Here is a 24,496-nt window from a genome sequence, read left to right as displayed (position 1 = left end):
CCGTGAGTTGAGAGGCCATTCAGGCGAATGTAATCGGAGAGTGTCATGCAAAGTAAGTTACCCATTATGGGTAACTATGCAACCCCATATTGGGTTGCGACAAACCCGCAGGACGTCGGCATTATCCCCGACATGGGTAACCGTCTGAAATTTCTACGCGAAGGTCGAGGGTGGACGCAGGAAAGAGCGGCCGCCGAATTTGACCTATCCAAGTCCGGCTACATCAAGATCGAACGCGGTGAGCGCGAGCTCACCGCAGACCGCATCGCTAAGGCCGCCAAAATCTACGGGGTAACTAAGGCCGAAGTCCTGGATGATCCGACACTTATGACTGACGGTGAGCGCGACTATCTCTTGGGTCTTTATGACCGTCTTCCACCAGCGGTTCAGCAGGTGGCACTGCGTCAGATCGAGGATCTAGTTGACGCAATAGCGCCTCGACCCGAGAAAAAGCCCAAGCCGGGAGAGACCCAATAAGGCGCTCTATATTGCGCCGATCTTCATCCATAGACATTTCACCTCCCGTAACGCATACACAAATTACGACATCAAATAATTGATATCTCTCATATAACAGCATTCATACGAACGCGCCTCACGTCAAATTTCGCGAAGGGATCGCAAGGGATCAGTCCCTCCCCATAGGGAATCTCGCCCGACATACGGACAAATTCCCCGCCACATACGCACGGCCTTTTTGGCGGCTGAAAGAGCCCCCCCCCTCCCAAGTCACTTCTTACTTGAAACAGAGCTTCTGCCGCACGACGCCCTACCGGCGGATGCTAGCAATGATCGCTTTTTGCCCGCGCGCACCAGGACACCCATAAGAGCCAAACAAGCAGAGCTCCCCTTCGGCTCACGCACAGAACAGAAACAACACAACTTCCCCCACGCAACCACCACCGCAGGTGATGGACGGCGCTCACCGTCCAGACTCAAAACGTGGCGCCTTGAGGCCACCCACCAAAGCAGCATACACCTCCGCCATATGTGCAACCCATATTGGGGTTGTCATGATACCCAATTTGGGTATCATTACCTCCATCGCTACCCCGATGGAGGTCCCATGTCAGTCTCATTCGATCAAAGCCATTTCGTCAGTGCCGGGCGCACGCCTGCCCGTCACATCCAGCTCACGCTGTCCCGGAACACAGGCAGCGCCGATGAGGCGGTCCTTCACCTCCTGTCGCCGACGGAAGCCGCGCGGCTTCACCGGGAGCTGACCTCGCTTCTCGCGGTGGACCTCAAGTCGCTGGACACCGACGCACCGGCCGAAGGCGACGAAGCTGCCGGCAGCGATACAGAGGAAGCGCAGGTGCAGGTGCAGGAGGCGCCGACCGTGGCAAGCCTCCTCGCCCGCATCGAGGCGCTGGAGGTCTTCGCCAGCAAGCTTGCCGTGCGCCTGACCAACGCCGAGTACGCCCTCATCGACGACAAGTCGACGATCCGGTTTCTGGAAAACCGGGTCTGTTCGCTGGAAGTGAAGCAGTGACCGGCAACGCCACCACGTGCATCACGCGCCGCGCTTTTCTGCGCGGCGCCGCCGGCTCGGCAGCAGGTGTGGCGGCCGAGGCAGACGAGGTCCGTCATGATGACCGGCCCGAGATGCCCGCAGAGGTCGACGGCAGCAGGCTCATCGACCGCAATGCGTTCGGCCGCACCCTGATGATCCGCGACCTCTCCTCGCGCGAATGGATCTTTCCATGCGAGCCCATGTGTGAAGCCGAGCGCGCTCATGACGCACGGATGCGCGCGCAGAACGCGGAGTATCGCCGCACGGACCTCGCACAGCAGGCCAGTGACTTTCGGGAGGTCGCTCGGCTCGCCTTGATCGCGGCGGACGCCGCCGAGACGATTTCACGCGCGGTCACGGTCGACAACTTTGACCGGATCGCCAGCGATTGCAGCTTCAGGCATGACGGCCGGCGCGAGGCCTTCACGTTCTACCACTCGGATCCGGACTGTTATGACGGTTGGGAAAGCGCCGGCCCTCTTGCCGAAGCGCTGCTGGAGATCCTGCGCGACCAGACGCTCACCATCCTCGCCCGCAACCTGACCGAAGAGGTCGGCCCCCTCGCTGCAATTGCCGCAAGAGCCCGTGCGGCGACGGGGGAAGCACCAGAGCCCGACGAGGCCGGTCATGACTGACCGGCCCGACATGATCGACCGCATGGCCGATGTGCTGCGCACGGGAGCTGAGAAGCGCGGCTGGGTCGACATTGCCGATCTCAGGGAGAGCTTCGCGCAAGACGAGATCGAGGCTCACGGCCCGGAGGCCGCGTTTCGGATCATCAACCCGAATCCCGAATGCCCGCTGAACCTCAAGCATGAGGCCTGCGCCGCCCTGATGGAGCGTTTGCGCAGCCATGCCGGTGCGCTGTCGCCCGGCCGGAGTGACCGTGCCGCATGAGCCAGCTCGCCGCCCTCGCCCTCATTGTCTTTGGCATCGCGTTTTGCGCGGCGCTGTTTGTGCTGGTCGCCGCGGCCCTTGCCGGCGTGGCCGCCCTGACCATGGGCCTGCGCCGGCAACATGAGGACGAGACCGACCTCACGCCCTGGCAGGAGCATCCCCTGCCCGACCAGAAGGAAACAGACACATGAGTGATGCAGGCGGAATTGCAGCGGACCAGCTCCGCGCCTTCATCGAGCGCATCGAGCGGCTCGAGGAGGAGAAGAAGGTCATCGGCGACGACATCAAGGAGGTCTACGCCGAGGCCAAGGGCACCGGTTTCGACGCGAAGATCCTGCGCAAGGTCATTTCCCTGCGCAAGAAGCAGCCGCACGAGCGTGAGGAGGAGGAAGCCGTTCTCGACCTCTACATGCAGGCGCTCGGGATGGCCGGCCCCGCCTGAGACACGAGGAATTCCCGCGCGATGCTCCTTTCTCACCGCGCGGGAACGCCGCCGGCGGATTGTCCTCCCTGGTCCGCCGGCGGCACCCCCGCAAACCGCAGGAAGTCGCACATGAAAGACCTGCCACCCCCTCGCCCGTTCACCTGGGCACATCTGACCGGTCATGTCGGCGCGGTCATGGCCACCGGCGTCCTCCATGTGCCACAGGCCGCGCACGCACGGCTCGACATTCCCGGATACGTGGAGGCAGCGAGATGACACCACATTCGACACCGCCGCCGAGTGTTCTGCGTTGCCTCGAGGCAGTGTTCGCGGGGCGTCCATGGATCCCCCATGCGGAGGCGGCACGCCTTCTCGAGGTTGACGCCAAGACGTTGACGCGGGCCGGCGATGCCGGGCAGATTTTCTATCGCCTCAAGGGCGTCAGGCGGGCCTACACGATCGAGGATCTCGCCGACTACATCGGAGGACGCGGATCGTGTCAGTCTACCGCCCCCGCTCACGCGACCCGCAATCGGGCGAATGGGTCTACAAGTCAAAGGTCTGGCACTACGATTTCATCCTCACGGTCGCCGGGCAGCGTCGTCGATTTCACGGCAGCACAGGCGAAACAGCGAAACGCAAGGCGGAGGAATTCGAGCGCAAGGAGCGCGAACGGGTCCGCGCCGAAGGGCCAAATGACCACCTGACGCTTGCGGCTGCATGTCTGCGTTACAATGACGAGGTCGCCTTCGGGCAGGCCAGCGAGGCGGACACGCTCATTGCCCTCGAACATTGCTGCCGTCTCATAGGTGGCGACCGACGCCTGGTCTCGATCACGGCAGACGACATCGCGATCGCCGTGCGCCGTCGCGCCGGCGAAACCAAGGGCCGAAAAAACCCCAAGCTCATATCCCCCGCCACCGTCAACCGGCAGATCGTCGAGCCCATGCGCCGCCTCCTTCGTCGCGCGCGCCGAATCTGGCAGGTACGCGTCGATGCTGATGCAATTGACTGGACAGGCCTCAAGCTTCGCGAGCCACAGGAGCGTGCGCGCGAGATGACGGGCGACGAGGCGGACCGCTTCTGGGCAGCCCTGCGCCAGGACTACCTGCCCATCGTCTGGTTCCTCGCCAACCGCGGCTTGCGCGTCAATTCGGTGATAGACATGGCCATCGGTGACCTCGATCTAGACGCCCGCCGCATCCGGATCTGGCGCAAGGGACATGGTCTGGTGTGGGTGCCGATCAACGACACGCAGGCAGCGGTTATCGCGACGGAGCTCCAGCGCGCACCAAGAGGGTGCAAGGCGGTCTGGACCTATCAACGGGCACGGGGAGAAAAGCGCGGCAAGCGCTCGCCGATCACCTATGCCGGCCTGCGGCGCACCATCAGCACGACATTGCGAGCGGCGAAAATCACCGACTTCCGCATCCACGATCTCAGGCACGATTTCGCGTCGAAACTGTTGCGCGCGACCCGGGACCTCAAGCTGGTCCAGGACACGTTGCTGCACTCGGACATCTCGACGACGATCCGCTACACGCATGTGATGGACGAGGACGTTCGCGCCGGACTGGATGCAATGCCGTCCCGGAATTATCCCGGAATTCCGGCAACAGCAGGCGGGCGGAAGAAAAAGTCCGCATAATAATCAAAGACTTGGGAAAAGTAGCTCCGGGGCTCCCAAAGCAGATGCGCTACCAGGCTGCGCTATACCCCGACGACTGGATTTCTGCGGTTTATCCGGCATTGACCACGTCAGTCAAGCAGGAACGAACAGGGAGTTGCGGGCAGATACAGGCATCTTCGGGCAAAGGAGACCCGCAAGCCGGTCCATGATGGCAAGGCCGTCTATTTGTCGGCGAGGGCTGCCCTTGCGCCTGACTGAAACCGGGACGGAACGGCAACGCGGCGAGCAGCCTCGATCATGTCGGTCGTCGCTCGCGTGGCAACGGCGGGAAAAGCATAGAAGCGCGCGTAGGGCAGTTCGGGCACCCCGTCATCCTCTCCCAGTTCGCGCAGCCCGTCCCGCGTCTGGCTTCGCGATACCACAGTGACAGCGATCCCGGCACGGGCCGCGGACAGGCATCCGGCGATGCTGCTGCTTTCGAATATGACCCGCCACGGGCGTCCGGCACGGTTCAGCGCCGTTGTCGCGGCTTCACGATAGACGCATGGCTCGGCAAATAGCGCCAGTGGCAGTGGTTCTTCCGCGTCCAGATCATGGCTTTCCGCACAGACCCATGTCAGCGGCTCCTCCCACAGAAGATGGCCGCCAGCTCCGGAGCGAACGCATTGCTTGCCGAAGACAAGGTCCAGCCCGCCCTGGTCCTGCTGCCGCAGAAGATCCAGCGTAATACCGACCTTCAGCTCGAACGTGGCGACGGGGTACTCCAGGCGGAATTGACGGAGAGCCTCGGGAAGCCAGGCGCCGGCGAAATCCTCGCTCGCCCCGATGCGCAGATGTCCCTGCCAGGGCGAGCCGCGCAGCCTCGCACGTGCTTCGCGTTCGAGATCAAGGATGTTTCGGGCGTAGGCATAAAGCGTTGCGCCCGAAGGCGTGAGATCGACGCGGCGTGTCGTGCGCGCAAGAAGCGTCACCGCCGCGCTTTGTTCAAGCCGCCGGATATGACCGCTCACGGCCGACGGCGTCAGCGCCAGACGGTCGGCGGCGGTGGCGAAACTCCCGCATGCCACGACCTCGACGAAAGTGCGTAACAGCAGGGTATCAAGAGGCGACCCGCCAACCGGTTGCATGTGTGTCTGCTCCGCTCATTAGACGCAAATCATCATCAGTGAGCGATGATTAATCGTCAATCGAATTGAATTGATGAGCTAGAAGACCGGTGAACCCTTGGAGGAAATCACTCATGTCCGATCGGAAATTCGCGGTCACACCACGTCTTGAAATCGCCTACGACGAATGGAACCCGGCAGGTGCGCGAACGGCCGTACTGCTGCATGGGTGGCCGGACAGCCCCGCGTGCTGGAATGCGATCGCGCCGGTGCTGGCGGATGGCGGATACCGCATTCTGACGCCTGCGCTTCGGGGTTTCGGGCCGACACGCTTCCGTGATGCCGAGACGCCACGCAGCGGGCAGCTCTCCGCGCTTGGCCGCGACCTGCTCGAATTCATCGACGTTCTCGGGCTGGAAAACCCGGTTCTGGTCGGACACGACTGGGGAGCCCGGGCGGCAGCCAATGCCTGCGGTCTGCGCAAAGGCGTCGCATCGCATCTCGTCATGCTGTCGGTCGGCTACGGGACCAATGATCCGCTGCAGCCGATCAGCCTGCAACAGGCACGAAACTACTGGTATCATTGGTATATGGCCACCTCCCGGGGAGAACGGGTCGTGCGTGAGGAGAGCAACGCCTTCGCGCGTCAAATGTGGGACACTTGGTCTCCGGCTGGATGGTATTCCGATGAAACGTTCGATGAAGCCGCCAAGGCCTTTGAAGGCGAGGATTGGGCGGACATCGTTCTCCACTCCTATCGACACCGCTGGGGCTTTGCCGAGGGAGATCCGGCCTATGCCAATGACGAAGCACGGCTGCATCCGGCACCACGCCTCGCGGTGCCGACGCTGACCCTCCACGGCACGGCGGACACCTGCAACCACCCGGACAGCTCCAAGGGGCGCGAGAGTTTTTTCCAGGGCCGCTACGAGCGTCATCTTCTGGAAGGCGTCGGCCACTTCCCGCAGCGGGAGGCTCCGGCGCTGGTCAGCGAAGAAATCCTGCGGTTTTGCCAGACCAGATAGGGTTTCGCCTGCACGGACGCATCCGGCATCCAGGGGCACAACGTTCAAGGGCAGGTCCGGACGCGCAGGGGCTGCCCATCACACCACCCCTTGCCGTTTTCACGCCGGACATGCCTCGTCTATGGGGCCACACCCTAGTTCTCGGCGGAGGCCGCCGCGATCGTCGGGCCCTGCACGACATCTCCCACCTCGACCCCCAGTTCGGCGGCGCGTCCGCCGGGCACTTCCAGCACGAAACGCACGACGGCACGGGAGGGAATGAGTTCTTCCGACAGAGGAACCGCGTTGCGCGCGATATGGGCAATGCGACCGGTCTTTTCGATGAAGAGAAGGTCAAGCGGTATCAGGGTGTTGCGCATCCAGAACGCGACTTCCCTGTCCTGCCGGAAGTCAAACAGCATCCCTGCATCCGCCGCCAGTTCGCGCCGGAACATGAGACCACGCGCGCGCGCAGCCCCCGTCTCTGCAACCTCCACCTCGAACCGGTGCCGACCGGAGGCGGAGACGATCGCCAGCGTCTCGCGACGAAGCCCCTCCTGCGCACGATCCTCAACGGCAGGGACGCTCTGGGCCTGCCGGGTGTCCTTCGCAAGGGCAGATGAAAAGCCGCCGCCCTGCCAATCGAGCGTACCGGCGAACACGAGACAGGCAATGGCGGACGCAGCCACCACCGCAAACGGACGATACCTGGGAAAGCGCGACATGCGGCGCGGCGTCAATGGGAAGACGGGATGTGGACACCGTCCCCGTCGGGCCGGATCTCCGCCGCCATGCGCCCCTTCGGCCCCTGGCCGAACCGGACCATGACGCTCTGTCCGGGCCGAAGCTCGGTAATGCCGAAGCGGCGAAGCGTTTCCATGTGCACGAAGATGTCCTCGGTCCCCTCGCCCTGGGTGAGGAAGCCGAATCCTTTCACACGATTGAACCACTTCACCACGGCTCGCTCGTATCCGCTCTCGGGCGTGACCTGGGTGTGCGTGCGCGAGGGCGGAAGCTGGGAGGGATGAACCGCCGTGCTCTCATCCATGGAAAGGATGCGAAAGGCCTGCATTCCACGCTGTCCGGGAACCGCCTCGCAGACAACGCGCGCCCCCTCGTAGGCGGTTCGGTAGCCGTCGCGCCTCAGGCACGTGACATGCAGCAGCACGTCCTGTCCGCCTTCGTCGGGAACGATGAAACCGTATCCCTTGGCCACGTCGAACCACTTGATCGCCCCGGCGATCACCGTGAGCTCGGAGTTGACCTCCGTGGACTCCGTGTTTCGATCGGCCTGCGCGGCCTTTGCCCCCAAATCCTTCATCGTCCACGCCTCTGATACGCCGCAAGCTGGATCTATAGCGACATCGCTAAAACCTACGATTCCGCTTGTGGAGGATAACATCCCCCCAAGCGCGGGCCAGACAATTTTGCGAAAATCTCGGGACCGCGCTGTCTGTGCAACTGTGTCTGCAATCGCGCGATTCGCAAAGCCCGCGTTTACCATGTTGCAACCATCCGCCCGCTTCCGGGTAAAATGTCTTCGCGAGGCCCCGCCCTCCCGGTTGAGCGCAATTGACGATCCCGGATGCAATTCCGCTGTGGATGAGCCTTCATCTGCCCTCTTGCCGGATCGAGAAAACATGCCTATAACCCCGCGCAACAACGGACCGGGCGCCCATCGTCTAGCGGTCTAGGACATCGCCCTTTCACGGCGAAAACACGGGTTCGAGTCCCGTTGGGCGTACCACTCTCCGATTTGTTTTTCCTGCGGCATCGGTGCCCCTTCGGGAGCCACCCGGCCCGGCCGGCGCTCCTCCCGCCTCTCCCAGACATCATGCTCTCATGCGGCAACACGGTCATCGTGCCTTGCGCTTCTGGTAGCTGACGCCGAGCGAAGCGTCAGGCCGAACTTCTGTCCGCCTTCCCGAGCGAGGCCGCGTTGCTCCTCGATTTTTCCGGATGGATCAAATATCCCGCGACTTGCGCATAATTATTGCGCTCACGAATTCCTGAATTTCCGATCATTGTTCAATCGCGATTGCAACTTCGGAACGGATTCGCAATTCGCAAAGGCTGCAACGAGATGCCGAGCCCGCGTTTCATCCGCGCGGAGAACAAAACGCGCCAAAAAGCGCATTTTCGCAAAACCTGGGCGTTCGCGAAAGTTGGCACGCTTCTTGGAACTAAGAGACCGAGCGCACGATTGCCACGCGGAAGGTCAGCCCGCCGGTTGTCGGAGCGCCAAGGGAACCACGACTGTCCCATCGACCAACACGGATCGTGGACCCCTGGAACCTGAGACATCCGCCGGACGGCGCCGTCACACCCCCACCCCGGATGGCGTGTCTGGCGGATGATCTCTCTTCCCCTCTGCCCTCTCCTCCCCTGATTGCCATCGCGCTCACGTTCGAGCCCCGTTCCCTCCGACGCAATCGGCTCCGGGCCTTTGCCGCCGATACGCCTTCGCGCGCCGAAACATGCCCGGGATACGGTTTCCCTCTCGCAAGGGGAACCAAACCCATGGAGCGGCGTTGTCTAGTCAAACCAGGCCGGCGCGAAGCTTTTTCAAGAGAACGGGTTCTCCCCGGACACCACCTCTGCGCCGCATCACAAGGAGTAGGGACCATGGGTATCGAAGTCGGTGGCCTCCTCGGCCTCATCATTCTTGTTCTCGACGTCTATGCGATCGTGAAGGTCGCCGGCTCGGGTGCCTCCACGGGCGCGAAGGTGCTCTGGATCGTTCTCATTCTCTTGCTCCCGGTGTTCGGTTTCCTGCTGTGGCTGCTCGCCGGCCCCTCGAAGCCGTCTTACGCCTGACAGCCACAACCTGAACACCGAGCGGCAGGACACGCCGCCCCCTGTCTTCCAGGCACGATAAAAACGACATGGCGACGGAACCATTTCGTGCCGCGGACGTTTGAAGGGGGTGCGGCGGCTCGACACCGCCCACTTGGACCGGGATCGACCGGGGGTACGCGCCTCGTGCAGCGCCACCTCCCCACCCGGCGCCGTCTGAGTTGCGGGTCCTGTCAAGGAAAGTCGCAGGACGCAGAAGGAAAAGGCAAAAAATGTCGGATGTGACCGATAGCAATCTGCGGAGGACGCGTCGCGAAAGTGTCGAGGAAGACATCCATTCGCGTATCGGGACGAAACTGAAGTCCTACTATGACGACGTCCTGTCGCAACCGGTGCCGGACCGCTTCACCGAGTTGCTTCGCCGCCTTGATGAACAGGCGGATTCGGCGGAGGGAAAACGGTAATGGCGACGCTGTCCGCTGAAATCAGGGAAGAAATCATTTCCTGCATCCCCAGCCTTCGCGCCTTCGCGGCCTCCCTTGTCGGAGTTGGAGACAGGGCCGACGATCTCGTCCAGGAAGCGTTGATGAAGGCATGGGCCAACATCTCCCGCTTCCAGGCGGGCACGAACATGAAGGCCTGGCTCTTCATCATCCTGCGCAACACGTTCTATTCCGAGTGCCGCAAGCGCAAGCGTGAGGTGCAGGACGTGGACGGCCAGTATTCCAGCACCCTCGCCGAACATCCCGGCCAGATCGGCCACCTCGATTTCGAGGATTTCCGTGACGCGCTGGACAAGCTTCCCGCCGACCAGCGCGAGGCGCTGATCCTCATCTGCGCATCCGGCTTTTCCTATGAGGAAGCCGCTGAAATCTGCGAGTGTGCGGTTGGAACGATGAAGAGCCGGGTCAACCGCGCCAGAAACCGGCTCTCGGAGATCCTGAGTGTCGATTCAGCGGAAGAATTCGGTCCCGATCAGTCCGTGCGAGCGGCGGTGACGGCATCTCCAGGCGGGATGGAAAAAATCAGTGCCATGGACTAAACTTCCGCCGACGAGCACGCGGCTGGACAGACGACTGTTCGGATACATGGCGGCGGCACTCGTGCCGCTCGCCGCCTTGGCGTTTCTCCTCTCCTACTCCGATCACTTGCGCCGCGCCGACGAAAATCAGGCGCGGTTTTCCGAATATGCGCGCCTGATCGCCCAGTCGAGCGCCAAGGTCATGGCGCGCGCGGACGGGTATGCTTCCGCCCTTTCGTCCAACACTCCCGCCCGCTTTTCCGACTGCCTGACCACCTTCGAGGGAATGAGGCTGGACCTGCGCGAGGCGGTCAGCTTCGTCGCGCGCAGCAACGGCGACCTCCTTTGCGCCGCCGCTCTCGTCGACGGACGCCCCCAGATCATAAACCCGCAATCACGTCCGGACGCCGATGAGGTGCTGCCCGTGACGCGATCGGACGAGGAAACGGGTGTCGAGGTCGAGATCGGCCTGCGGCCCCAAACGTTCCTGCTCGCGCCCATCGAGGCGACGGGGGCCAAGAGCGACACGGGGTTTGCCCTGGTCGACGGCGCGGGACGGGTGATTTCAGCCCACCTCACCAATACCGAAGCGATCGAGGACTTCAGGAAGCTTCTCGCAGAACTCGCAGCCTCCCCGACATCCGCGCCCCCGACGGAGGAAGTTGGCGGATGGTACGTTGCCACCGCCCCTCTACCGGGCACGGACTACGAGGTGGTGACCGCCGCCCCGGCAATGAGCTCGCTTCTCGAGCCCTGGCTCAGCATCACCCGCGCGCTCGCCCTGCCGCTGCTGCTTCTCGCCATCGTGTTCCTGGTTCTGCGTTACGGCATCCAGCGCTACCTGCTGCGTTATCTCCGCCACATCTACTCGACGTTCCGCCGCTATGGCTCCGGCGACACCTCGGCCCGCGTCGGCCTGATGGCCGCGGCCCCGCCGGAGATCAACGTTCTCGGCATCACCTTCGACATGATGGCCGACCAGATCGATGGCCGCACGAGCGACCTGGAAGCGTCTCTCGCCGAACAGACGCGCCTGACGCGCGAGCTCCATCATCGCATCAAGAACACGCTGCAGATGATCACGAGCCTGATCGCCATGCAGCGCCGCGAGGCCGGCCTGCCGGAGGAACGCGCGGTGCTGCGCATCGCGCTCGAGCGGGTTCTGGCAATCTCGTCGGCCTATCGCGTTTCCTATGCCTCGAGCGAGGGAACGGACGTGCCCATCGAGGCGCTGGTGCGCGAGGTCGTGGAAACACTGCGGGAGCCGGCGATGATCTCTCACGGTCGGGTGCACATCACCGCCGACAAGCTCGCTCATGCCACAATAGACCTGGATCGCGCGATCCCGCTTGCCTTCATCCTTGCCGAACTTCTGCCGCCCCGTTTCGATGCCCTTGCCCCGGGCGAGGCGGTTACCATCGCCGTGCGCGGCGGGGAGCGTATCGAACTCGCGATCTCCGGCGGCGGGGGCAATTCCGACACGCTCGACGAATTCGCCGAGGAGACACCGCTGCGCTCACGCCTCATCCGCGCCTATCTCCACCAGCTCCAGGCCACATACGAGACCGGAGAAACCGGTTCATGCCTGACGCTGCCTGGCGGGCACCTCCCCTGAAGCTTCCGCGAACCCAAAGCGCCACTGACTTGCCGGAACAACGAAAACGCCGCGAAGTCCGGGACCTCGCGGCGTTTTTTCACGCATCTGCCGCGGTTACGCGACCGGCGGGCGACGGCCCGTGACCAGGCCGTAGATCAGCGACAGCACGAACAGCACAATGGCGACGAAGAAGATCAGCTTCGCGATCCCCACGGCGGTGCCCGCGATCCCGCCGAAGCCGAGAGCCGCGGCAATCAGGGCGATAATCAGGAAGGTCAGAGCCCATCCAAACATGGTCATTCTCCTTTTTCGCGTGTCTCCGGCCGAAGGGGGCATAGAAACCGCCATGCAAGTGGCGGCGTCTTCGAAGAACTCCAAAGCTCCGGTCAGATCATGGTCGACCCGGCCTCAGCGCGTCATGCACTGTCACAAGTAAAACCCGCCCAATCGAAAAAAGTTCGCCCCTGTTCCAATTTTTCTTCATGCGGGAACAGGGTTGCGGCCACGTCGTGACAGAAGTTCCCTGCGGCAAAGGCCTGCATCAAAGGAATGTTCGCGCGCGCGAGGGACATGGGCGCGACGTGCCATCACGAAAATCGCACGGCCTCGACGGTGAGCCGCGGAAACCCGCGCCACACGGCGCGCCGGGCAAGGGGATCAGAATGACAGGGAGAAAAAATCCGGAACCAATTGCGCGGCCCGTTGGTTGTCTGGGTGTCAAACGGTCACGCCGGGGACGTGGTCTTGCAAATCAGCATCCCCGACGCGACCGGTAAGTCCAACAGACTACCGGGAGACGTTACCATGATCCGCACGCTTCTGACCACCACCGCCCTCGCCGCCGCCCTGACGACCGGCGCCATGGCGGCTGATGACATGAAGTCGACCGATGCGACCCGTTCCAACGGAAGCGGGTCCGCCGTCTTCAACACCATGCAGGATTCCGATCCGATGCAGAGCCAGGGGGGCTATTTTGCCGCCTCGCCCGGGCAGATCCTCGCGTCCTCGCTGATCGGACAGTCGCTGTACAACGGCTCCGGCGAGGATGCCGAGAGCGTCGGCGACGTCAATGACGTCGTCCTGTCCCAGGACGGCAAGGCCCGTGCCGTGGTCGTCGGAGTCGGCGGTTTCCTCGGCATCGGCGAGAAGGATGTTGCCGTCGACTTCACCCGCGTCAACTGGGTCGAGCGGGACGGCTCGCGCTGGCTGACGGTCGATGCGACTCAGGAGGAGCTCGAGAATGCTCCGGCCTTCGATCGCACCAACCTGCAGCCCGGCGAGAATACCGCCGCCATGGAGGGTGCGAGCGAAAAGGACACCACCGCCATGGTGACCGACCAGGCATCGAAGGCGGGTGACGAGCTGTCCGAGATGGGAGACAGCATGTCCGAAACAGCCTCCGACGTCGCCTCGAAGATGGGCATGGACGGAGAACCCGAAACCATGACCCGGGCCGCCGATGCCTCCGCCGACGAACTGATCGGCAGCTCGGTCTACAATGCCCGGGATGAGGAGATCGGCGAGGTCGACGACGTGATCCTGGCTGCCGACGGAGCCAAGGTCGAGGCCGTGATCCTTGACGTCGGCGGCGTGCTCGGCATCAACGAGAAGCCCGTCGAGCTGAAGATGGCCTCGCTCGACATCAAGAAGGACAGTGATGGCGAGGTCCATGTGTACTCCGATTATTCGGAGCAGGACCTCGAGGCGATGCCCGAGTACAACGGAAGCTCGAGCTCCTCGACCACCCAGTAACGGAGATCGATTTCACCGAAAACGCCGGCCCACGGGGCCGGCGTTTTTGTTCAGGTCTGAGCTTTTCGCAACAGAACAAAATACGACACCGGATGAAACCATTCACGTCCGGGCGCGTTATTTCAGTACAAACAGCAAGGAGGTACTAATCATGGCCACCAGCACGACGGCCTCGAGCCGCAACGGATCCAATCGCCAGGCCGGCGACGATGCCGCCACCATCGAGCAGAACATCGAGAGGTTGCGCGGCGATATCGCCGCCCTTGCCCAGTCGGTGACGCGCTACGGCGCCGACAAGACCGGAGAGTACAAGGATCGCGCCAACAAGGCGGGCAAGGATATCGCCGAAAGCTCGCAGCAGGCGCTGGACTCCCTGTCCGCGGAACTGACCCGGCTCGAGGATTCCCTTGCATCGCGCGTGCGCGAAAAGCCGCTCCAGTCGCTCGGCATTGCCGCCGGCATCGGCGTCCTGATTGCCCTCCTGGCCCGGCGCTAACCGATGATGCGCCTCGCCCCGCTTCTTCTATCCGCCATCGCGACGGATTTCGGCGCTCTTTTGCGCCGGCTCCGCCGCCAGGCGATCGTGTGGGTGCTCGCGGGGTTTCTCGCCATCATGGCCTATATCGCAGCCATGGCGGCGGCCGGTATCGCGCTGGCCGCCGAGACAGGTGCGTTCGAGGCGGCGCTCATTCTGGCGCTCGGCCACCTTGCCGCCGCGGTCCTGCTTGTCGCGGGCCTGATGATCGGCGAGGCCATCGCGCGCCGCCGCCGCGAACGCAATCGGGCCGTGGACAAGGACCGCAACCAGGCCCTTCTGGCCGCCGCACTAACCGTTGGAGCGGCGCATCTGCCGGGCCTGTTGCGCTCCCGTGGCGCGGTGGGAGCCGCAGCCCTTGGCGTGGTTGCGCTTCTGGCCCTGCGCTCACGCGGGACACCATCCGACTGAAGCATCCCCGAAACAATATCCCCGATACCGCCCAATATCCCCGATACCGCCCCTGTGGCATCCCGGTCACAAGACGACATCGCGAACCGAACGAAAGGAGCTCATCCATGACCCGGACAGCAGCCGCCGTTCTCAAGCCCGTCAGCCACGACGAACGCCCCGACATCGGACTGGACGACGCCTATCTGGCGACCATGTCGGAGAAACTTTCGGAGATCCTCGCCGCAACCTACCGGCTGACGGTGAAAAGCCACATCTACCACTGGAACGTGGTCGGCCCGCTCTTCAAGCCTCTGCACGAGTTGACGGAGGAGCACTACAACGCCCTCTTCGCGGCGACCGATGTCATCGCCGAGCGCATTCGTGCGCTGGGGCACCTGGCGCCGGCCACCCTGGCCGATGCGAAAAACTTCGCCCCCAGGGGCGGAGATGTCAGCGAACTCAACGCAAGCGACATGGTCGCCGACCTGATCCACGATCACAGCGAGGCCGTGAAGACGATGCGGGCTGCCGCGACGATCGCCGGTGACGCGGGAGACGTCGTGACCGAAGACATGCTGACCGCTCATCTGACCTTCCACGAGAAGGCGCTCTGGATGCTGCGGGCGATCGCGGCGACCTGATCGCGACTGTCGGAACCAGGAATTCCGGTCGGTCACATTCCCCCGATTTCACCCGATCCGGCCGGAATGACCGCGGCGCCTCTTCGGCGCCGCGGTTTCCTTTTGCCCGGCGAACCGGAATCAGGACCTGGGGCCAGAGTAGTCCCCGACCGGTTCCGGTGCCGCCGCCTCGCCTTCCGCGAGTTCCAGCAGGTCCCTCAATCGAACCCGTGCCCGGTTGACCCTGCTCTTCAGCGTGCCCACCGCACAGCCGCAGATCTCCGCCGCCTCTTCGTAGGAAAACCCGGACGCACCGACCAGCACCACCGCCTCACGCTGGTCTTCGGGAAGCGCGTCGAGCGCGACGCGAATGTCCTTGAGCTCAAGCGACGCCTGCTGCGGGGCCTGCACCGCCATGCGGTCGGTCTGCAAGCCGTCACTGTCCGAAACCTCCCGTCCCGAACGACGCAAGACGCTGTAGAACTCATTGCGCAAAATGCGAAACAGCCACGCCTTCATGTTCGTGCCGGGCTGGAAGGACTGCTGGTTGGCCCAGGCGCGAAGAATGGTGGTCTGCACCAGATCGTCCGCGAAATCGCTGCGACCACACAGGGACACGGCAAAGGCACGCAGCGCCGGCAACCGGCCGAGCATGTCTCGCTTGAAGTCGGGGTCGACCGCCTCGGTCGCGGCACTCATGATCCGCCGTCCGACGCCTTGCGTTCAGCTTCGTCCAGCCGCTCGAGCAGATCGAGAAACTTGTCGGGAATCCCCTCGTCCTGCACTGTCTCGTAGAGTTCGCGCAGCTTCTGGGTGATGTGGTCATGCCCTGGAACCGGAACGTCCGCGGACGTCAGGGGGGCGTCCAGCCGGGGCTTTCGCGTATCCGTCATGTCTGCATCCCTATCCTTGCCGCACGCCCCCAGTCTAGCGGCAAACGTTAAAATCGCCCAACCTCATGGAACTTTCCTTTCGCATGAGCGTTTGTGTGGTGTTCAATGCCTTAGAGAGGCAAACAGGGAGCCCCCTCATGTCACTTTCCACCCGTGTTGCGTCCCACCTGCCCTACCTGCGTCGATACGCGAGGGCAGTGACCGGGTCGCAGAAGTCGGGCGATGCCTATGTCGCGGCCGCTCTCGAGGCCCTGATCGCCGATGTCTCGATCTTCCCGGACACCGGAAGCGATCGGGTCTCCCTCTACCGCCTGTTCGCAACGATCTTCGAATCCACCCGCATAGAGCCGGAGAGCGGAGACTCTCCCTTCGCCTGGGAGCAGCGCGCAACGGCGAACCTCGCGGTTCTCCCCTCGCCCGCGCGCCAGGCGTTCCTGCTCACCTCCGTCGAGGGTTTCACTCCGGCAGAAGCCGCCCGGATCCTCAATGTCGAGGAGAGCGAGATCGACGGCCTGCTGGCGGAAGCGGCCGAGGGAATCTCGCGCCAGATCGCGACCGACATCCTCATCATCGAGGACGAGCCGCTTATCGCCATGGACATCGAGTACATCGTCAGCGAACTCGGTCACAACGTGACAGGTATCGCCCGCACGCGCGACGAGGCCGTCGAGCTTTACAAGAGCACCCGTCCGAAAATGATCCTGGCGGACATTCAACTCGCCGACGGCAGCTCGGGCATCGATGCCGTGAACGACATCCTGACCACGTCGGATCTGCCGGTGATCTTCATCACCGCCTTCCCCGAGCGCCTGCTTACCGGCGAGCGGCCGGAGCCGACGTTCCTCATCACCAAGCCCTTCAACCCGGACATGGTGAAAGCCCTCATCAGCCAGGCCCTGTTCTTCGACCAGAGTGTCGGCGCCGCTGCCTGAACGGCCTCGGTCAGGCAAAACGGGAGACAACACCAGATACACTTTTTGCGAGTAAATCCGAGATCGTGAAATCCTGGATTCTCCGATTTGCGACACCGCAAAAGAAAAGGCCCGCGCAACCGCAGGATGGTGGCGCGGGCCTTTTCTTGTTCCGACCTGGCTCAGGCCGGTAAAAACCGGAAGTCAGTGGCGCTCGAGCCAGTCGTCGATCTCACGCTCGGCCTCTTCCTGGGCCTTTCCGTAGCGTTCCTGAATCTTCCCGACCAGTTTCCTGCGATTCCCGGCGACAACATCCAGATCGTCACCGGTGAGCTTGCCCCACTGCTCCTGAGCCGAGCCCTTGAATTGCTGCCAGTTGCCTTCGATCTGATTCCAGTTCATCGGAAACTCCTTCTTGCATTCGGAACGTCTTTTGTGTTCCTGCAAGATCAACGCAGTGGCTCGCCAAGGGTTCCGCAAAGGCCAAAATTAATTATTCGCAATCTCCTGTGTCGAAACCCAAAAAATGCTTGGCCACTGTCACAAACCGCCGATAGAAGGAAGAATGACCCTTTTGGAAACAACGCCGTGATCCGTATTTTACCACCTGTCGTGTTCGGGTTGGTTGCCCTTGTCGGTATCGGCGCAACGGCTGTCGTGTATCGGGCGGAGGAAGCGGGAGACCGCATCCGCTTCGAGAACATGGCGGACGAAAGCATCGACCGGATCGCAAGCCGCGTCCGCAAGCACGTCGCCTTGCTGATCTCGACCCACGCCTTCTTTTCCGCCCAAAGCGGAGAGGTCTCGCGTTCGGCCTTCCAGCGCTTCGTGGGCGGCCTGGAGCTTGAACAGGAGTTCGAGGGCATCCGGGGCATCGGCTATGCTGAAAGAATCTCCTCTGGCGAGGAGCAAACGGCCGAGATGCGCTTGCAGCGCGGCTATGGCCTGAACCTGGCCGTCTGGCCCGACACCGACCAGACCGTCCGCACGCCCATCGTGCTGCTGGAGCCTTTCGACGAACGCAACCGCGCCGCCCTCGGGTTCGACATGTTCTCCGAGCCTCGCAGGCGCGCGGCTATGCAGCAGGCCGTTGCAGACGGCACGCCCCACGCCAGCGCCCCGGTCGAACTGGTTCAGGAGATCACCGAAACCAAGCAGGCCGGCTTTCTGGTCTACATCCCGTTCTGGCGCGGTGGCGCGCCGCGCCCGGATACGCCGACGGCGGTCGACGGCTTCATCTACGCTCCCTTTCGCGCCGGGGATCTTCACGACGCCGCGCTGAAGCAGATGGCCGGCGACAGGTTTGTTCTGGAAACGAACGACGTCACCGGAGAAGAGCCCGTGAGGCTCTACCAGTCGGCGGACTTCGACCGCGCCGACACGCTCACCGGCATGGCGGTGACGCGTGTCATGGACATTGTGGGGCGCGACTGGGCCTTCACGGTGCGCGCCACCCCGGCCTTCCGCAGCTCCACGCGGCACCTGTATGCGATCCTGATCGGCGCGATTTCACTTCTTCTGGCCCTGGCCTTCGCCCTTGCGACCCGCTTTCAGATCAAGGCCGTCGAGAGCGCCCACACCCTGCACGCCATCTCGGAAAAGACAGTGCAGGAGAAGGATCTCATGCTTCAGGAGATGAAGCACAGGATCAAGAACTCCATCGCCCGCGTGCTTGCCATCGCCCGCCAGACGGCGGCCAGCTCCGAGACGCTGAGCGACTTCAGCACGTCCTTCTCGGCACGCCTCAATGCGATGGCCAATGCGCAGGACATGCTCACCCGCTCCCACTGGCAAAGGGCGGATCTGGAGGAGCTCCTGAAGACGGAGCTCGAGCAGGTTTTTGGCGGCGCCCGGGACACGGACCGCCTGAACGGACCCAAGGTCCTGCTCGATGAGCGCACCACGCAGGCCCTTGGCCTGACCTTCCACGAGCTGGCAACCAACGCCCTGAAATACGGCGGCGTCGCCTCCAGGGACGGCGACCTCGACGTGCACTGGGAGATTCTCGGCTCCGGCCGCCAGAGACGCCTGCGCATCGACTGGGTGGAGACCTCGGCGGAGCCCATAGAAGCACCGAAAGGAAGGGGTTTCGGCTCTCGTCTCATCGACGCCAACATTCGCGGCGAGCTGGGCGGCTCACTGGAACGGGAGTTCCCGAGCACCGGCATGACGGTCCGCATGGTCATTCCCGTTCCGGAAGGCCCGACACCACGCCGCAAACGCCGTGGCGCGACACAGAAAACACTGGCCTGACCGGAACCCGTCCCCCATCGCGCGCGTTGTGTAAAAGGGCGGCGTTTTCCGTCCCTCCACCGACACAGCGCGACAGATGCGGGAGGCGCGGTTCTTGACCAAGTCCGACTTCGAGACCCTTTTGGGAAATGTTGCCAGGATTGCCGTGATCTTTCTCGGCGCCATCGCACTGATTGCGACGCTGGACATTGCCCAGGTCATTCTGGCCCCGATCTTTCTCGCCATTGTGATAGGTCTCATGTTCGGGCCGCTTTCCGACCGGATCGAGCAGGCCGGCATTCCCTCCTGGATCTCGGCCCTCGCGACCGTCGTCCTGTTTCTGATCCTGATCGCCGCGGCCGCCACGGGCTTCGCGGTGCCCCTGTCCGACTGGCTGGACAAGCTTCCTTCTATCTGGTCCAGGCTTCAGTCCGAACTGACGGACTGGCGCGGCGTGATCGCGTCCCTTGGCGGGCTTCAGGAGCAGATCCGCAGCGTGATGGGGTCGAGTGCAAGCATGAGGGTGAACGTGGAGGACACCTCCACCATGGAAAGCGTCGCCTATTTCGCACCGACGTTCATGGCGCAGATCATCCTCTTCCTCGCGAGCATGTATTTCTTCATCGCCACGCGAAAGGGCATCCGCGACACCGCCATCACGTATTGCATCACGCCACGCCTGAGAAATGGCGTGCGCCGGACGTTCGACGACGTGGAAAACCGGGTGTCGCGCTATCTTCTGTCGATCACCGCCGTCAACGCGCTTCTGGCGTTCATGGTCTCGCTGGTGCTCTACCTGCTCGGCGTCCCCTCCCCGCTCCTGTGGGGCCTGATGGCGGGCGTTCTCAACTATGTCATCTACATCGGGCCGGCCGTCATGGCGCTCATTCTCACAGGCGTGGGACTTGCGACAGCGGAAGGCACCCTGGCCATCCTCACGCCGCCACTCGCCTATCTGGGACTGAACCTGCTGGAGGCCCAATTCATCACCCCGGCGGTGCTTGGGCGAACGATGACCCTCAATCCGTTTCTGGTCCTCGTCTCCATCGCGAGCTGGATCTGGCTGTGGGGCCCGACGGGCGGTTTCATCGCCGTCCCCTCCCTGCTCGTCCTCGGCGCGATCCTGTCCAACATTCTCCCGCACGAAGGCTGAGGAACCGCAAAAGGCAGAAGCATCACCCGCCAGGAAGGAGCATCTCATGAAACCGAAAACGCCCGTCCATCAGAAGGACCCCATCGACGCGAAACCCGGCGACAGCAAGGATGTGGAGCAAACCGCTCTGACGATCTCTTCCGGCGAAATCGCGGCCGCAGAGATCTCCGAGGGAACGCGCGAAGAGCGCATCGAACGCCTGAAGCGCATGAAAGCGGATCTCGAGGCGCGCATGACGGGAAAGGAAGGCGACGAGCTTGCTCCACTGCGTGACGAGATCGACCGGGCACTTGCCCGCCTGAATGCGCCGGAAGCTCTCTGATGCGCCTCGATCCGGCACGAAAAAGCCGCCACCCCGAAAGGGCGGCGGCTTTTTCGACATGAAGGAAGGATGAGGGCGGAAACGACAACTGCGACTTACAGGCCGCTCACCTGAAAGCTCTTTCCGACAGGCCAGCCAGTGCAGGTGGAACGGTCGGCACCGGCGACACAGCGCACCTGAACCGGGTCGAGCGAGGACTGAGCGACCTTCCGGTCCGACTTGGCGGCCTGGTTGGAGACAACGGTCCGAAAGGGATCCGCACCCGATCCGGACTGCGGCGACAGGGCGAGCGCCACCGCGCCACCAAGACATGCCAATCCCAGAACTGCGCCAACGGTATAGGTCATGATCGTCGAATGGGTCATCTTGCTACCTCCACCAAGTTAACGTGGAAGTAAGGAAAAGGTTTCATCCGAATTTCACATGCCCCCGGCGGCGGGGCGTTTACCTGCGCCATTCAAGAGCGCCGGGCGCGGCCCGCCCCTTCCGTGCCCCTGTCAAAGGCGGCAAGGCGAACGCCTCTTACAGCGTGATCACTCATCCGGATAATTCACAGCACGCATGACGCGAATCTATCAACAAAATACCCCCATTGCGTGGCATCTGCGTATATTTTAGGCATTCCATGACCCTCCAGCCACGAAAAACGGCTTGCACACATCCTCCTCATTCATAAACATACAGTACGTTCTGTTTTTTAATGAGGAGCCGCATGGACCGTGCCCTGACATCCCGCCTCCTGTTCGGCGCGTTGATCGTGCTGCTCTACCTGTTCCTGCTGCTTCCCGTTCTGGCGGTCACTTACGTCAGCTTTTTCGACAGCCAGTTCCTGTCATTCCCGCCCCCCGGCTACACCCTGCGCTGGTTCGCGAATGTGCTCGAACAAGACGCGCTGATAAGCGGGTTCATCACCAGCGGCGAGGTCGCCCTCCTCGCATCCGTGATCGGGGTGGTGTCCGGTGTCCTGGCGAGCCTCGCGCTCGTGCACTTCGAGTTCCCCGGGCGCGAGGCAATCAAGAGCTTCCTTCTTGCCCCCCTCCTCGTGCCGGGCATCGTGATCGGCACGGCGCTCTACATCTTCTATATCCAGATCGCCCAATCGACAGGCTGGAACCCGACCCGCTCGCTCACGGGCCTCGTGGTCGCCCACGTCATGCTGACGATTCCATGGTCGGTGCGCCTGATCGCGGCATCCATGGGTATGCTTGACCGCTCGGTCGAGGAAGCCGCACGCAATCTGGGCGCCGGCGCGCTGAAGACATTCGTCCTCATCACCTTGCCGCGCATGCGCGCCGGCATCGTCGCGGCTGCCCTTTTCTCCTTCGTCATCAGCTTCGAGAACCTCGAGGTCTCCGTGCTGCTGGTGCAGCCGGGCGCCACGACCCTGCCCATCGCGATGCTCCAGTACATCGAATGGAACATGGACCCGACACTGGCAGCCGCCAGCGCCGTTCAGATCCTCATCATCGGCGCGCTCCTGCTGATTTCCGACCGTTTCGTCAAGCTCTCTCAGGTGGTGTGATATGGCCGAGCTCGTAATTCGTGACCTCGTGAAGACCTATGGCGACCACCGCGCGGTGGACACCATCAACCTCAAGGCAGAAGCGGCGGAGCTGGTCGCGCTGCTGGGCCCCTCCGGCTGCGGAAAGACGACGCTTCTGCGCTCGATCGCCGGGTTCGTGCCGATTTCCTCCGGCGCGATCGAGATCGATGGCCGGGACGTCAGCAAGCTGGCCCCCAACAAGCGCAACACCGGCATGGTGTTCCAGAACTACGCGCTCTTCCCGCATATGAGCGTGGCCGAGAACGTCGCGTTCGGGCTCGCCATGCGCAAGGTTCCCAAGCCGGAGATCGAGTCCCGCGTCGCTCACGCCCTCGATCTGGTGTCCCTGACGGAATATGCCGAACGACGCCCGCGTGCCCTTTCCGGCGGCCAGCAGCAGCGTGTTGCCGTGGCCCGCGCCCTCGTCGTCAACCCGGACGTCTTCCTCCTCGACGAGCCGCTGTCGAACCTCGACGCCAAGCTGCGCATGAGCGTTGGAATGCAGCTTCGCGCCCTGCAGCAGAAGCTCGGCCTGACCACGGTCTTCGTCACCCACGACCAGAAGGAAGCGCTGATGATGGCCGACCGGCTGGTCATCATGCGGGCGGGCCGCGTGGTGCAGGAAGGTTCGGCGGAACACCTTTACCAGGAGCCCGCGACACGGTTCGTCGCCGACTTCCTCGGCCACTCCAACGTGCTGACCGGAACGCCCGTCGAAGGCGGTTTCAGGACCGACGGCGGCATTACCCTGCCGAGCGCCTCCACCGACGGTCCGCGCGTTCTCGCCGTGCGACCGGAAAATCTCCTGCTCGGCGGCGAGACGGAAGGCGCGGAAACGGTTCTGGACGCCACGGTCGAGGCCGTCACCTACCTCGGCGCCATTACCGAGGCGACCCTTGCACTTCCTGGTGGCGAGCGCGTTGTCGCCCATCACCAGAACCGGACCGGTAGCGGACTGCATCTGGCTCCCGGTGACGCGATCCGCGTTGGCTGGCGCACCGACGCCACTCAGCTCCTGATCGACGACATGTCCGACGCGGCCTGACCCGGTCGCGTCGCTCCCCTTCACCTTCCTCGTTCACAAGAAAACTATCGGAGAAGACAATGTCCCGTTTCACCCTGTCCCGCCGTTCCATGCTCATGGGCGCCGCAGCCGCCGGCGCGACCCTTGCCGCACCCTCCGTTCTGCGCGCCCAGTCGAGCCGCGTCATCGTCGGTGCCTGGGGCGGAGACTACGAGCGGCTGCTCAAGTCCGCGGTCAACCCCAAGACCCAGGAAAGCGGCGTCGATCTCGTCATCGACACGGGCAACGCGACCTCGCGCAAGACCAAGATGATCACCGCCCTGCGCGTTGGCGGCGGCGCAATGGACGTGTCCTGCCTGTCCAACTCCGACATGCACCAGATGTCCGTCGCGGGCGCCCTGAAGCAGGTCGACGAGCTCGACCTCACCCGCCAGGACAAGATCTTCCCGCAGTTCGCCAAGCCCTACTCGATCCCGCATATCTACAGCGCGATGACGATCATCTACGACCGCTCGCAGGTCGATACCCCGCCCACGTCCATCAAGGACCTGTGGACCGAGGAGTATCTGGGCAAGGTCGGCTTCTCCGACATTCTCTTCAACTACTACCTGGTTATCGCGGCAGCCACCTTCGGCAAGAACGGCAATGATTTCGCCGCCGCCAAGGCCGCCTATGACGAGTACAAGAAGAAGTCCGGCGGCGTGCGCGTCTACTCCTCCAACGAGGCGATCGCCAACGCGTTCAACGCCAAGGAGATCAAGGCCACGATCATGTGGAAGGCGCGCGCTTTCCAGTGGCGCAAGGCCGGGCTCGACCTCGTCGCGGTCGCTCCGAGCGAGGGCGCCCTTCCGGTGGTCTTCGAGGCCGGCTGCACGTCCTTTGCCTCGAACGTGAAGGGCGCGGCGGTCACGCTCGACGCCATGCTCGACCCGAAGCTGCAGCTCAAGTTCGCCGAGGCGATGGGATACCTGCCGACCGTTTCCGACGCGCCGATCCCGGAAAAGATGCGCGAGGACCTCGGTTTCACCGACGCGGAGCGTGAGAACTTCATCCTGCCGGACCTGGACTACATCGCCAAGGAGCAGAGCGAGACGCTCGTCTGGTGGAACCAGAGCTTCAAGGCCTGATCC

32 protein-coding genes and 1 tRNA gene are annotated in these 24,496 nt (G+C 63.1%); 25 read left to right on the top strand and 8 right to left on the bottom strand.

The window, feature by feature from the left end:
- Positions 1-45: 45 nt before the first annotated feature.
- The 8 genes from ACYX4S_RS06780 (at position 46) to ACYX4S_RS06745 (ending at position 4,482) form a co-directional block, all read left to right on the top strand.
- Positions 46-477 carry a helix-turn-helix domain-containing protein gene (locus ACYX4S_RS06780; RefSeq protein ID WP_476362331.1) on the top strand — a complete coding sequence of 144 codons (432 nt, stop codon included), beginning with the start codon at positions 46-48 and terminating at the stop codon, positions 475-477.
- 589 nt (positions 478-1,066) lie between these two features.
- Positions 1,067-1,492, top strand: a complete 426-nt coding sequence (locus tag ACYX4S_RS06775) for a hypothetical protein (protein ID WP_476362330.1) — start codon at positions 1,067-1,069, stop codon at positions 1,490-1,492.
- Positions 1,489-2,148 carry a hypothetical protein gene (locus ACYX4S_RS06770; RefSeq protein WP_476362329.1) on the top strand — a complete coding sequence of 220 codons (660 nt, stop codon included), beginning with the start codon at positions 1,489-1,491 and terminating at the stop codon, positions 2,146-2,148. Before ACYX4S_RS06775 ends, ACYX4S_RS06770 begins: the two co-directional genes overlap by 4 nt.
- The gene (locus ACYX4S_RS06765; protein WP_476362328.1) at positions 2,141-2,410 is read left to right on the top strand and encodes a hypothetical protein; all 270 of its coding nucleotides are present in this window, start codon (positions 2,141-2,143) and stop codon (positions 2,408-2,410) included. Before ACYX4S_RS06770 ends, ACYX4S_RS06765 begins: the two co-directional genes overlap by 8 nt.
- A complete protein-coding gene (locus tag ACYX4S_RS06760; RefSeq protein WP_476362327.1) occupies positions 2,407-2,601 on the top strand; it encodes a hypothetical protein in 195 nt (64 codons plus the stop codon). Before ACYX4S_RS06765 ends, ACYX4S_RS06760 begins: the two co-directional genes overlap by 4 nt.
- Complete coding sequence (locus ACYX4S_RS06755; protein ID WP_476362326.1) at positions 2,598-2,852, top strand: DUF2312 domain-containing protein; 255 nt, start codon at positions 2,598-2,600, stop codon at positions 2,850-2,852. Before ACYX4S_RS06760 ends, ACYX4S_RS06755 begins: the two co-directional genes overlap by 4 nt.
- Before the next feature lie 111 nt (positions 2,853-2,963).
- Positions 2,964-3,110, top strand: coding sequence for a hypothetical protein (locus ACYX4S_RS06750; protein WP_476362325.1), 147 nt, complete (start codon positions 2,964-2,966; stop codon positions 3,108-3,110).
- Between the two features lie 220 nt (positions 3,111-3,330).
- Entirely contained in the window at positions 3,331-4,482 is a 1,152-nt protein-coding gene (locus ACYX4S_RS06745) for a tyrosine-type recombinase/integrase (RefSeq protein ID WP_476362324.1), read from the top strand.
- A 203-nt stretch (positions 4,483-4,685) separates the two neighbouring features.
- On the opposite strand, the gene ACYX4S_RS06740 is transcribed toward ACYX4S_RS06745, so the two are convergent.
- Positions 4,686-5,591: a LysR substrate-binding domain-containing protein gene (locus ACYX4S_RS06740; protein ID WP_476362323.1), complete on the bottom strand. Its 906-nt coding sequence runs from the start codon at positions 5,589-5,591 to the stop codon at positions 4,686-4,688.
- Positions 5,592-5,704: 113 nt separating this feature from the next.
- On the opposite strand from ACYX4S_RS06740, the gene ACYX4S_RS06735 reads away from it, so the two are divergent.
- Positions 5,705-6,595, top strand: a complete 891-nt coding sequence (locus tag ACYX4S_RS06735; RefSeq protein ID WP_476362322.1) for an alpha/beta fold hydrolase — start codon at positions 5,705-5,707, stop codon at positions 6,593-6,595.
- A gap of 134 nt (positions 6,596-6,729) precedes the next feature.
- Here ACYX4S_RS06735 and ACYX4S_RS06730 read toward each other — a convergent pair whose 3' ends face one another.
- Both ACYX4S_RS06730 and ACYX4S_RS06725 read right to left on the bottom strand, forming a co-directional pair.
- A complete protein-coding gene (locus tag ACYX4S_RS06730; protein WP_476362321.1) occupies positions 6,730-7,299 on the bottom strand; it encodes a DUF192 domain-containing protein in 570 nt (189 codons plus the stop codon).
- A gap of 11 nt (positions 7,300-7,310) precedes the next feature.
- Positions 7,311-7,886, bottom strand: a complete 576-nt coding sequence (locus tag ACYX4S_RS06725; protein ID WP_422070230.1) for a cold-shock protein — start codon at positions 7,884-7,886, stop codon at positions 7,311-7,313.
- Positions 7,887-8,245: 359 nt separating this feature from the next.
- Between ACYX4S_RS06725 and ACYX4S_RS06720 the strand changes: the two genes are divergently transcribed.
- The 5 genes from ACYX4S_RS06720 to ACYX4S_RS06700 all read left to right on the top strand — a co-directional run bounded on the left by ACYX4S_RS06720 (position 8,246) and on the right by ACYX4S_RS06700 (position 12,006).
- A tRNA-Glu gene (locus tag ACYX4S_RS06720) sits at positions 8,246-8,321 on the top strand.
- Between the two features lie 878 nt (positions 8,322-9,199).
- A complete protein-coding gene (locus ACYX4S_RS06715; RefSeq protein ID WP_293721252.1) occupies positions 9,200-9,391 on the top strand; it encodes a PLDc N-terminal domain-containing protein in 192 nt (63 codons plus the stop codon).
- A 251-nt stretch (positions 9,392-9,642) separates the two neighbouring features.
- Complete coding sequence (locus ACYX4S_RS06710; protein WP_293721253.1) at positions 9,643-9,834, top strand: NepR family anti-sigma factor; 192 nt, start codon at positions 9,643-9,645, stop codon at positions 9,832-9,834.
- Positions 9,834-10,412, top strand: a complete 579-nt coding sequence (locus ACYX4S_RS06705) for a sigma-70 family RNA polymerase sigma factor (RefSeq protein WP_293721254.1) — start codon at positions 9,834-9,836, stop codon at positions 10,410-10,412. The genes ACYX4S_RS06710 and ACYX4S_RS06705 overlap by 1 nt, the downstream gene beginning before the upstream one ends.
- 46 nt (positions 10,413-10,458) lie before the next feature.
- Complete coding sequence (locus tag ACYX4S_RS06700; RefSeq protein ID WP_476362320.1) at positions 10,459-12,006, top strand: sensor histidine kinase; 1,548 nt, start codon at positions 10,459-10,461, stop codon at positions 12,004-12,006.
- Between the two features lie 96 nt (positions 12,007-12,102).
- On the opposite strand, the gene ACYX4S_RS06695 is transcribed toward ACYX4S_RS06700, so the two are convergent.
- Positions 12,103-12,282, bottom strand: coding sequence for a DUF1328 domain-containing protein (locus ACYX4S_RS06695; protein WP_293721256.1), 180 nt, complete (start codon positions 12,280-12,282; stop codon positions 12,103-12,105).
- Between the two features lie 510 nt (positions 12,283-12,792).
- Here ACYX4S_RS06695 and ACYX4S_RS06690 point away from each other — a divergent pair.
- From ACYX4S_RS06690 to ACYX4S_RS06675, 4 genes are all read left to right on the top strand, one after another.
- Positions 12,793-13,740: a PRC-barrel domain-containing protein gene (locus tag ACYX4S_RS06690; RefSeq protein WP_476362319.1), complete on the top strand. Its 948-nt coding sequence runs from the start codon at positions 12,793-12,795 to the stop codon at positions 13,738-13,740.
- 151 nt (positions 13,741-13,891) lie between these two features.
- Positions 13,892-14,236, top strand: a complete 345-nt coding sequence (locus ACYX4S_RS06685; protein ID WP_293721259.1) for an ElaB/YgaM/YqjD family protein — start codon at positions 13,892-13,894, stop codon at positions 14,234-14,236.
- 3 nt (positions 14,237-14,239) lie between these two features.
- On the top strand, positions 14,240-14,686 hold the full coding sequence (locus tag ACYX4S_RS06680) for a hypothetical protein (protein WP_476362318.1): 447 nt from the start codon (positions 14,240-14,242) through the stop codon (positions 14,684-14,686).
- Between the two features lie 107 nt (positions 14,687-14,793).
- On the top strand, positions 14,794-15,309 hold the full coding sequence (locus ACYX4S_RS06675; protein ID WP_293721262.1) for a Dps family protein: 516 nt from the start codon (positions 14,794-14,796) through the stop codon (positions 15,307-15,309).
- A 120-nt stretch (positions 15,310-15,429) separates the two neighbouring features.
- Here ACYX4S_RS06675 and ACYX4S_RS06670 read toward each other — a convergent pair whose 3' ends face one another.
- Both ACYX4S_RS06670 and ACYX4S_RS06665 read right to left on the bottom strand, forming a co-directional pair.
- Positions 15,430-15,987, bottom strand: a complete 558-nt coding sequence (locus tag ACYX4S_RS06670; protein WP_476362317.1) for a sigma-70 family RNA polymerase sigma factor — start codon at positions 15,985-15,987, stop codon at positions 15,430-15,432.
- Positions 15,984-16,181, bottom strand: a complete 198-nt coding sequence (locus ACYX4S_RS06665) for a NepR family anti-sigma factor (RefSeq protein ID WP_293721265.1) — start codon at positions 16,179-16,181, stop codon at positions 15,984-15,986. Before ACYX4S_RS06665 ends, ACYX4S_RS06670 begins: the two co-directional genes overlap by 4 nt.
- A gap of 137 nt (positions 16,182-16,318) precedes the next feature.
- Here ACYX4S_RS06665 and ACYX4S_RS06660 point away from each other — a divergent pair, with 137 nt between their 5' ends.
- Complete coding sequence (locus ACYX4S_RS06660; protein WP_422069001.1) at positions 16,319-17,113, top strand: response regulator; 795 nt, start codon at positions 16,319-16,321, stop codon at positions 17,111-17,113.
- A gap of 183 nt (positions 17,114-17,296) precedes the next feature.
- On the opposite strand, the gene ACYX4S_RS06655 is transcribed toward ACYX4S_RS06660, so the two are convergent.
- Positions 17,297-17,494 carry a CsbD family protein gene (locus ACYX4S_RS06655; protein ID WP_293721268.1) on the bottom strand — a complete coding sequence of 66 codons (198 nt, stop codon included), beginning with the start codon at positions 17,492-17,494 and terminating at the stop codon, positions 17,297-17,299.
- 186 nt (positions 17,495-17,680) lie between these two features.
- Here ACYX4S_RS06655 and ACYX4S_RS06650 point away from each other — a divergent pair, with 186 nt between their 5' ends.
- The 3 genes from ACYX4S_RS06650 to ACYX4S_RS06640 all read left to right on the top strand — a co-directional run bounded on the left by ACYX4S_RS06650 (position 17,681) and on the right by ACYX4S_RS06640 (position 20,799).
- The gene (locus tag ACYX4S_RS06650; protein WP_476362316.1) at positions 17,681-19,345 is read left to right on the top strand and encodes a CHASE domain-containing protein; all 1,665 of its coding nucleotides are present in this window, start codon (positions 17,681-17,683) and stop codon (positions 19,343-19,345) included.
- A 94-nt stretch (positions 19,346-19,439) separates the two neighbouring features.
- On the top strand, positions 19,440-20,477 hold the full coding sequence (locus ACYX4S_RS06645) for an AI-2E family transporter (protein WP_476362315.1): 1,038 nt from the start codon (positions 19,440-19,442) through the stop codon (positions 20,475-20,477).
- Between the two features lie 46 nt (positions 20,478-20,523).
- Positions 20,524-20,799 carry a hypothetical protein gene (locus ACYX4S_RS06640; protein ID WP_422069004.1) on the top strand — a complete coding sequence of 92 codons (276 nt, stop codon included), beginning with the start codon at positions 20,524-20,526 and terminating at the stop codon, positions 20,797-20,799.
- A 95-nt stretch (positions 20,800-20,894) separates the two neighbouring features.
- Here ACYX4S_RS06640 and ACYX4S_RS06635 read toward each other — a convergent pair whose 3' ends face one another.
- Positions 20,895-21,164, bottom strand: a complete 270-nt coding sequence (locus ACYX4S_RS06635) for a hypothetical protein (RefSeq protein ID WP_476362314.1) — start codon at positions 21,162-21,164, stop codon at positions 20,895-20,897.
- A 347-nt stretch (positions 21,165-21,511) separates the two neighbouring features.
- Here ACYX4S_RS06635 and ACYX4S_RS06630 point away from each other — a divergent pair, with 347 nt between their 5' ends.
- From ACYX4S_RS06630 to ACYX4S_RS06620, 3 genes are read left to right on the top strand one after another with little or no spacing between them, the layout of a single operon-like run.
- Entirely contained in the window at positions 21,512-22,321 is an 810-nt protein-coding gene (locus ACYX4S_RS06630; RefSeq protein ID WP_293721275.1) for an ABC transporter permease, read from the top strand.
- Position 22,322: 1 nt separating this feature from the next.
- On the top strand, positions 22,323-23,387 hold the full coding sequence (locus ACYX4S_RS06625) for an ABC transporter ATP-binding protein (protein ID WP_293721277.1): 1,065 nt from the start codon (positions 22,323-22,325) through the stop codon (positions 23,385-23,387).
- Positions 23,388-23,446: 59 nt separating this feature from the next.
- Positions 23,447-24,493 (top strand): ABC transporter substrate-binding protein, encoded by a 1,047-nt coding sequence (locus tag ACYX4S_RS06620; protein WP_476362313.1) that lies wholly within the window; start codon positions 23,447-23,449, stop codon positions 24,491-24,493.
- Positions 24,494-24,496: the final 3 nt, after the last annotated feature.

The organism is Stappia sp. ABD4_338, from assembly GCF_056312175.1.
The sequence above is the reverse complement of the archived record's forward strand: the minus strand, read 5'-3'. Positions and strand labels throughout refer to the sequence as shown.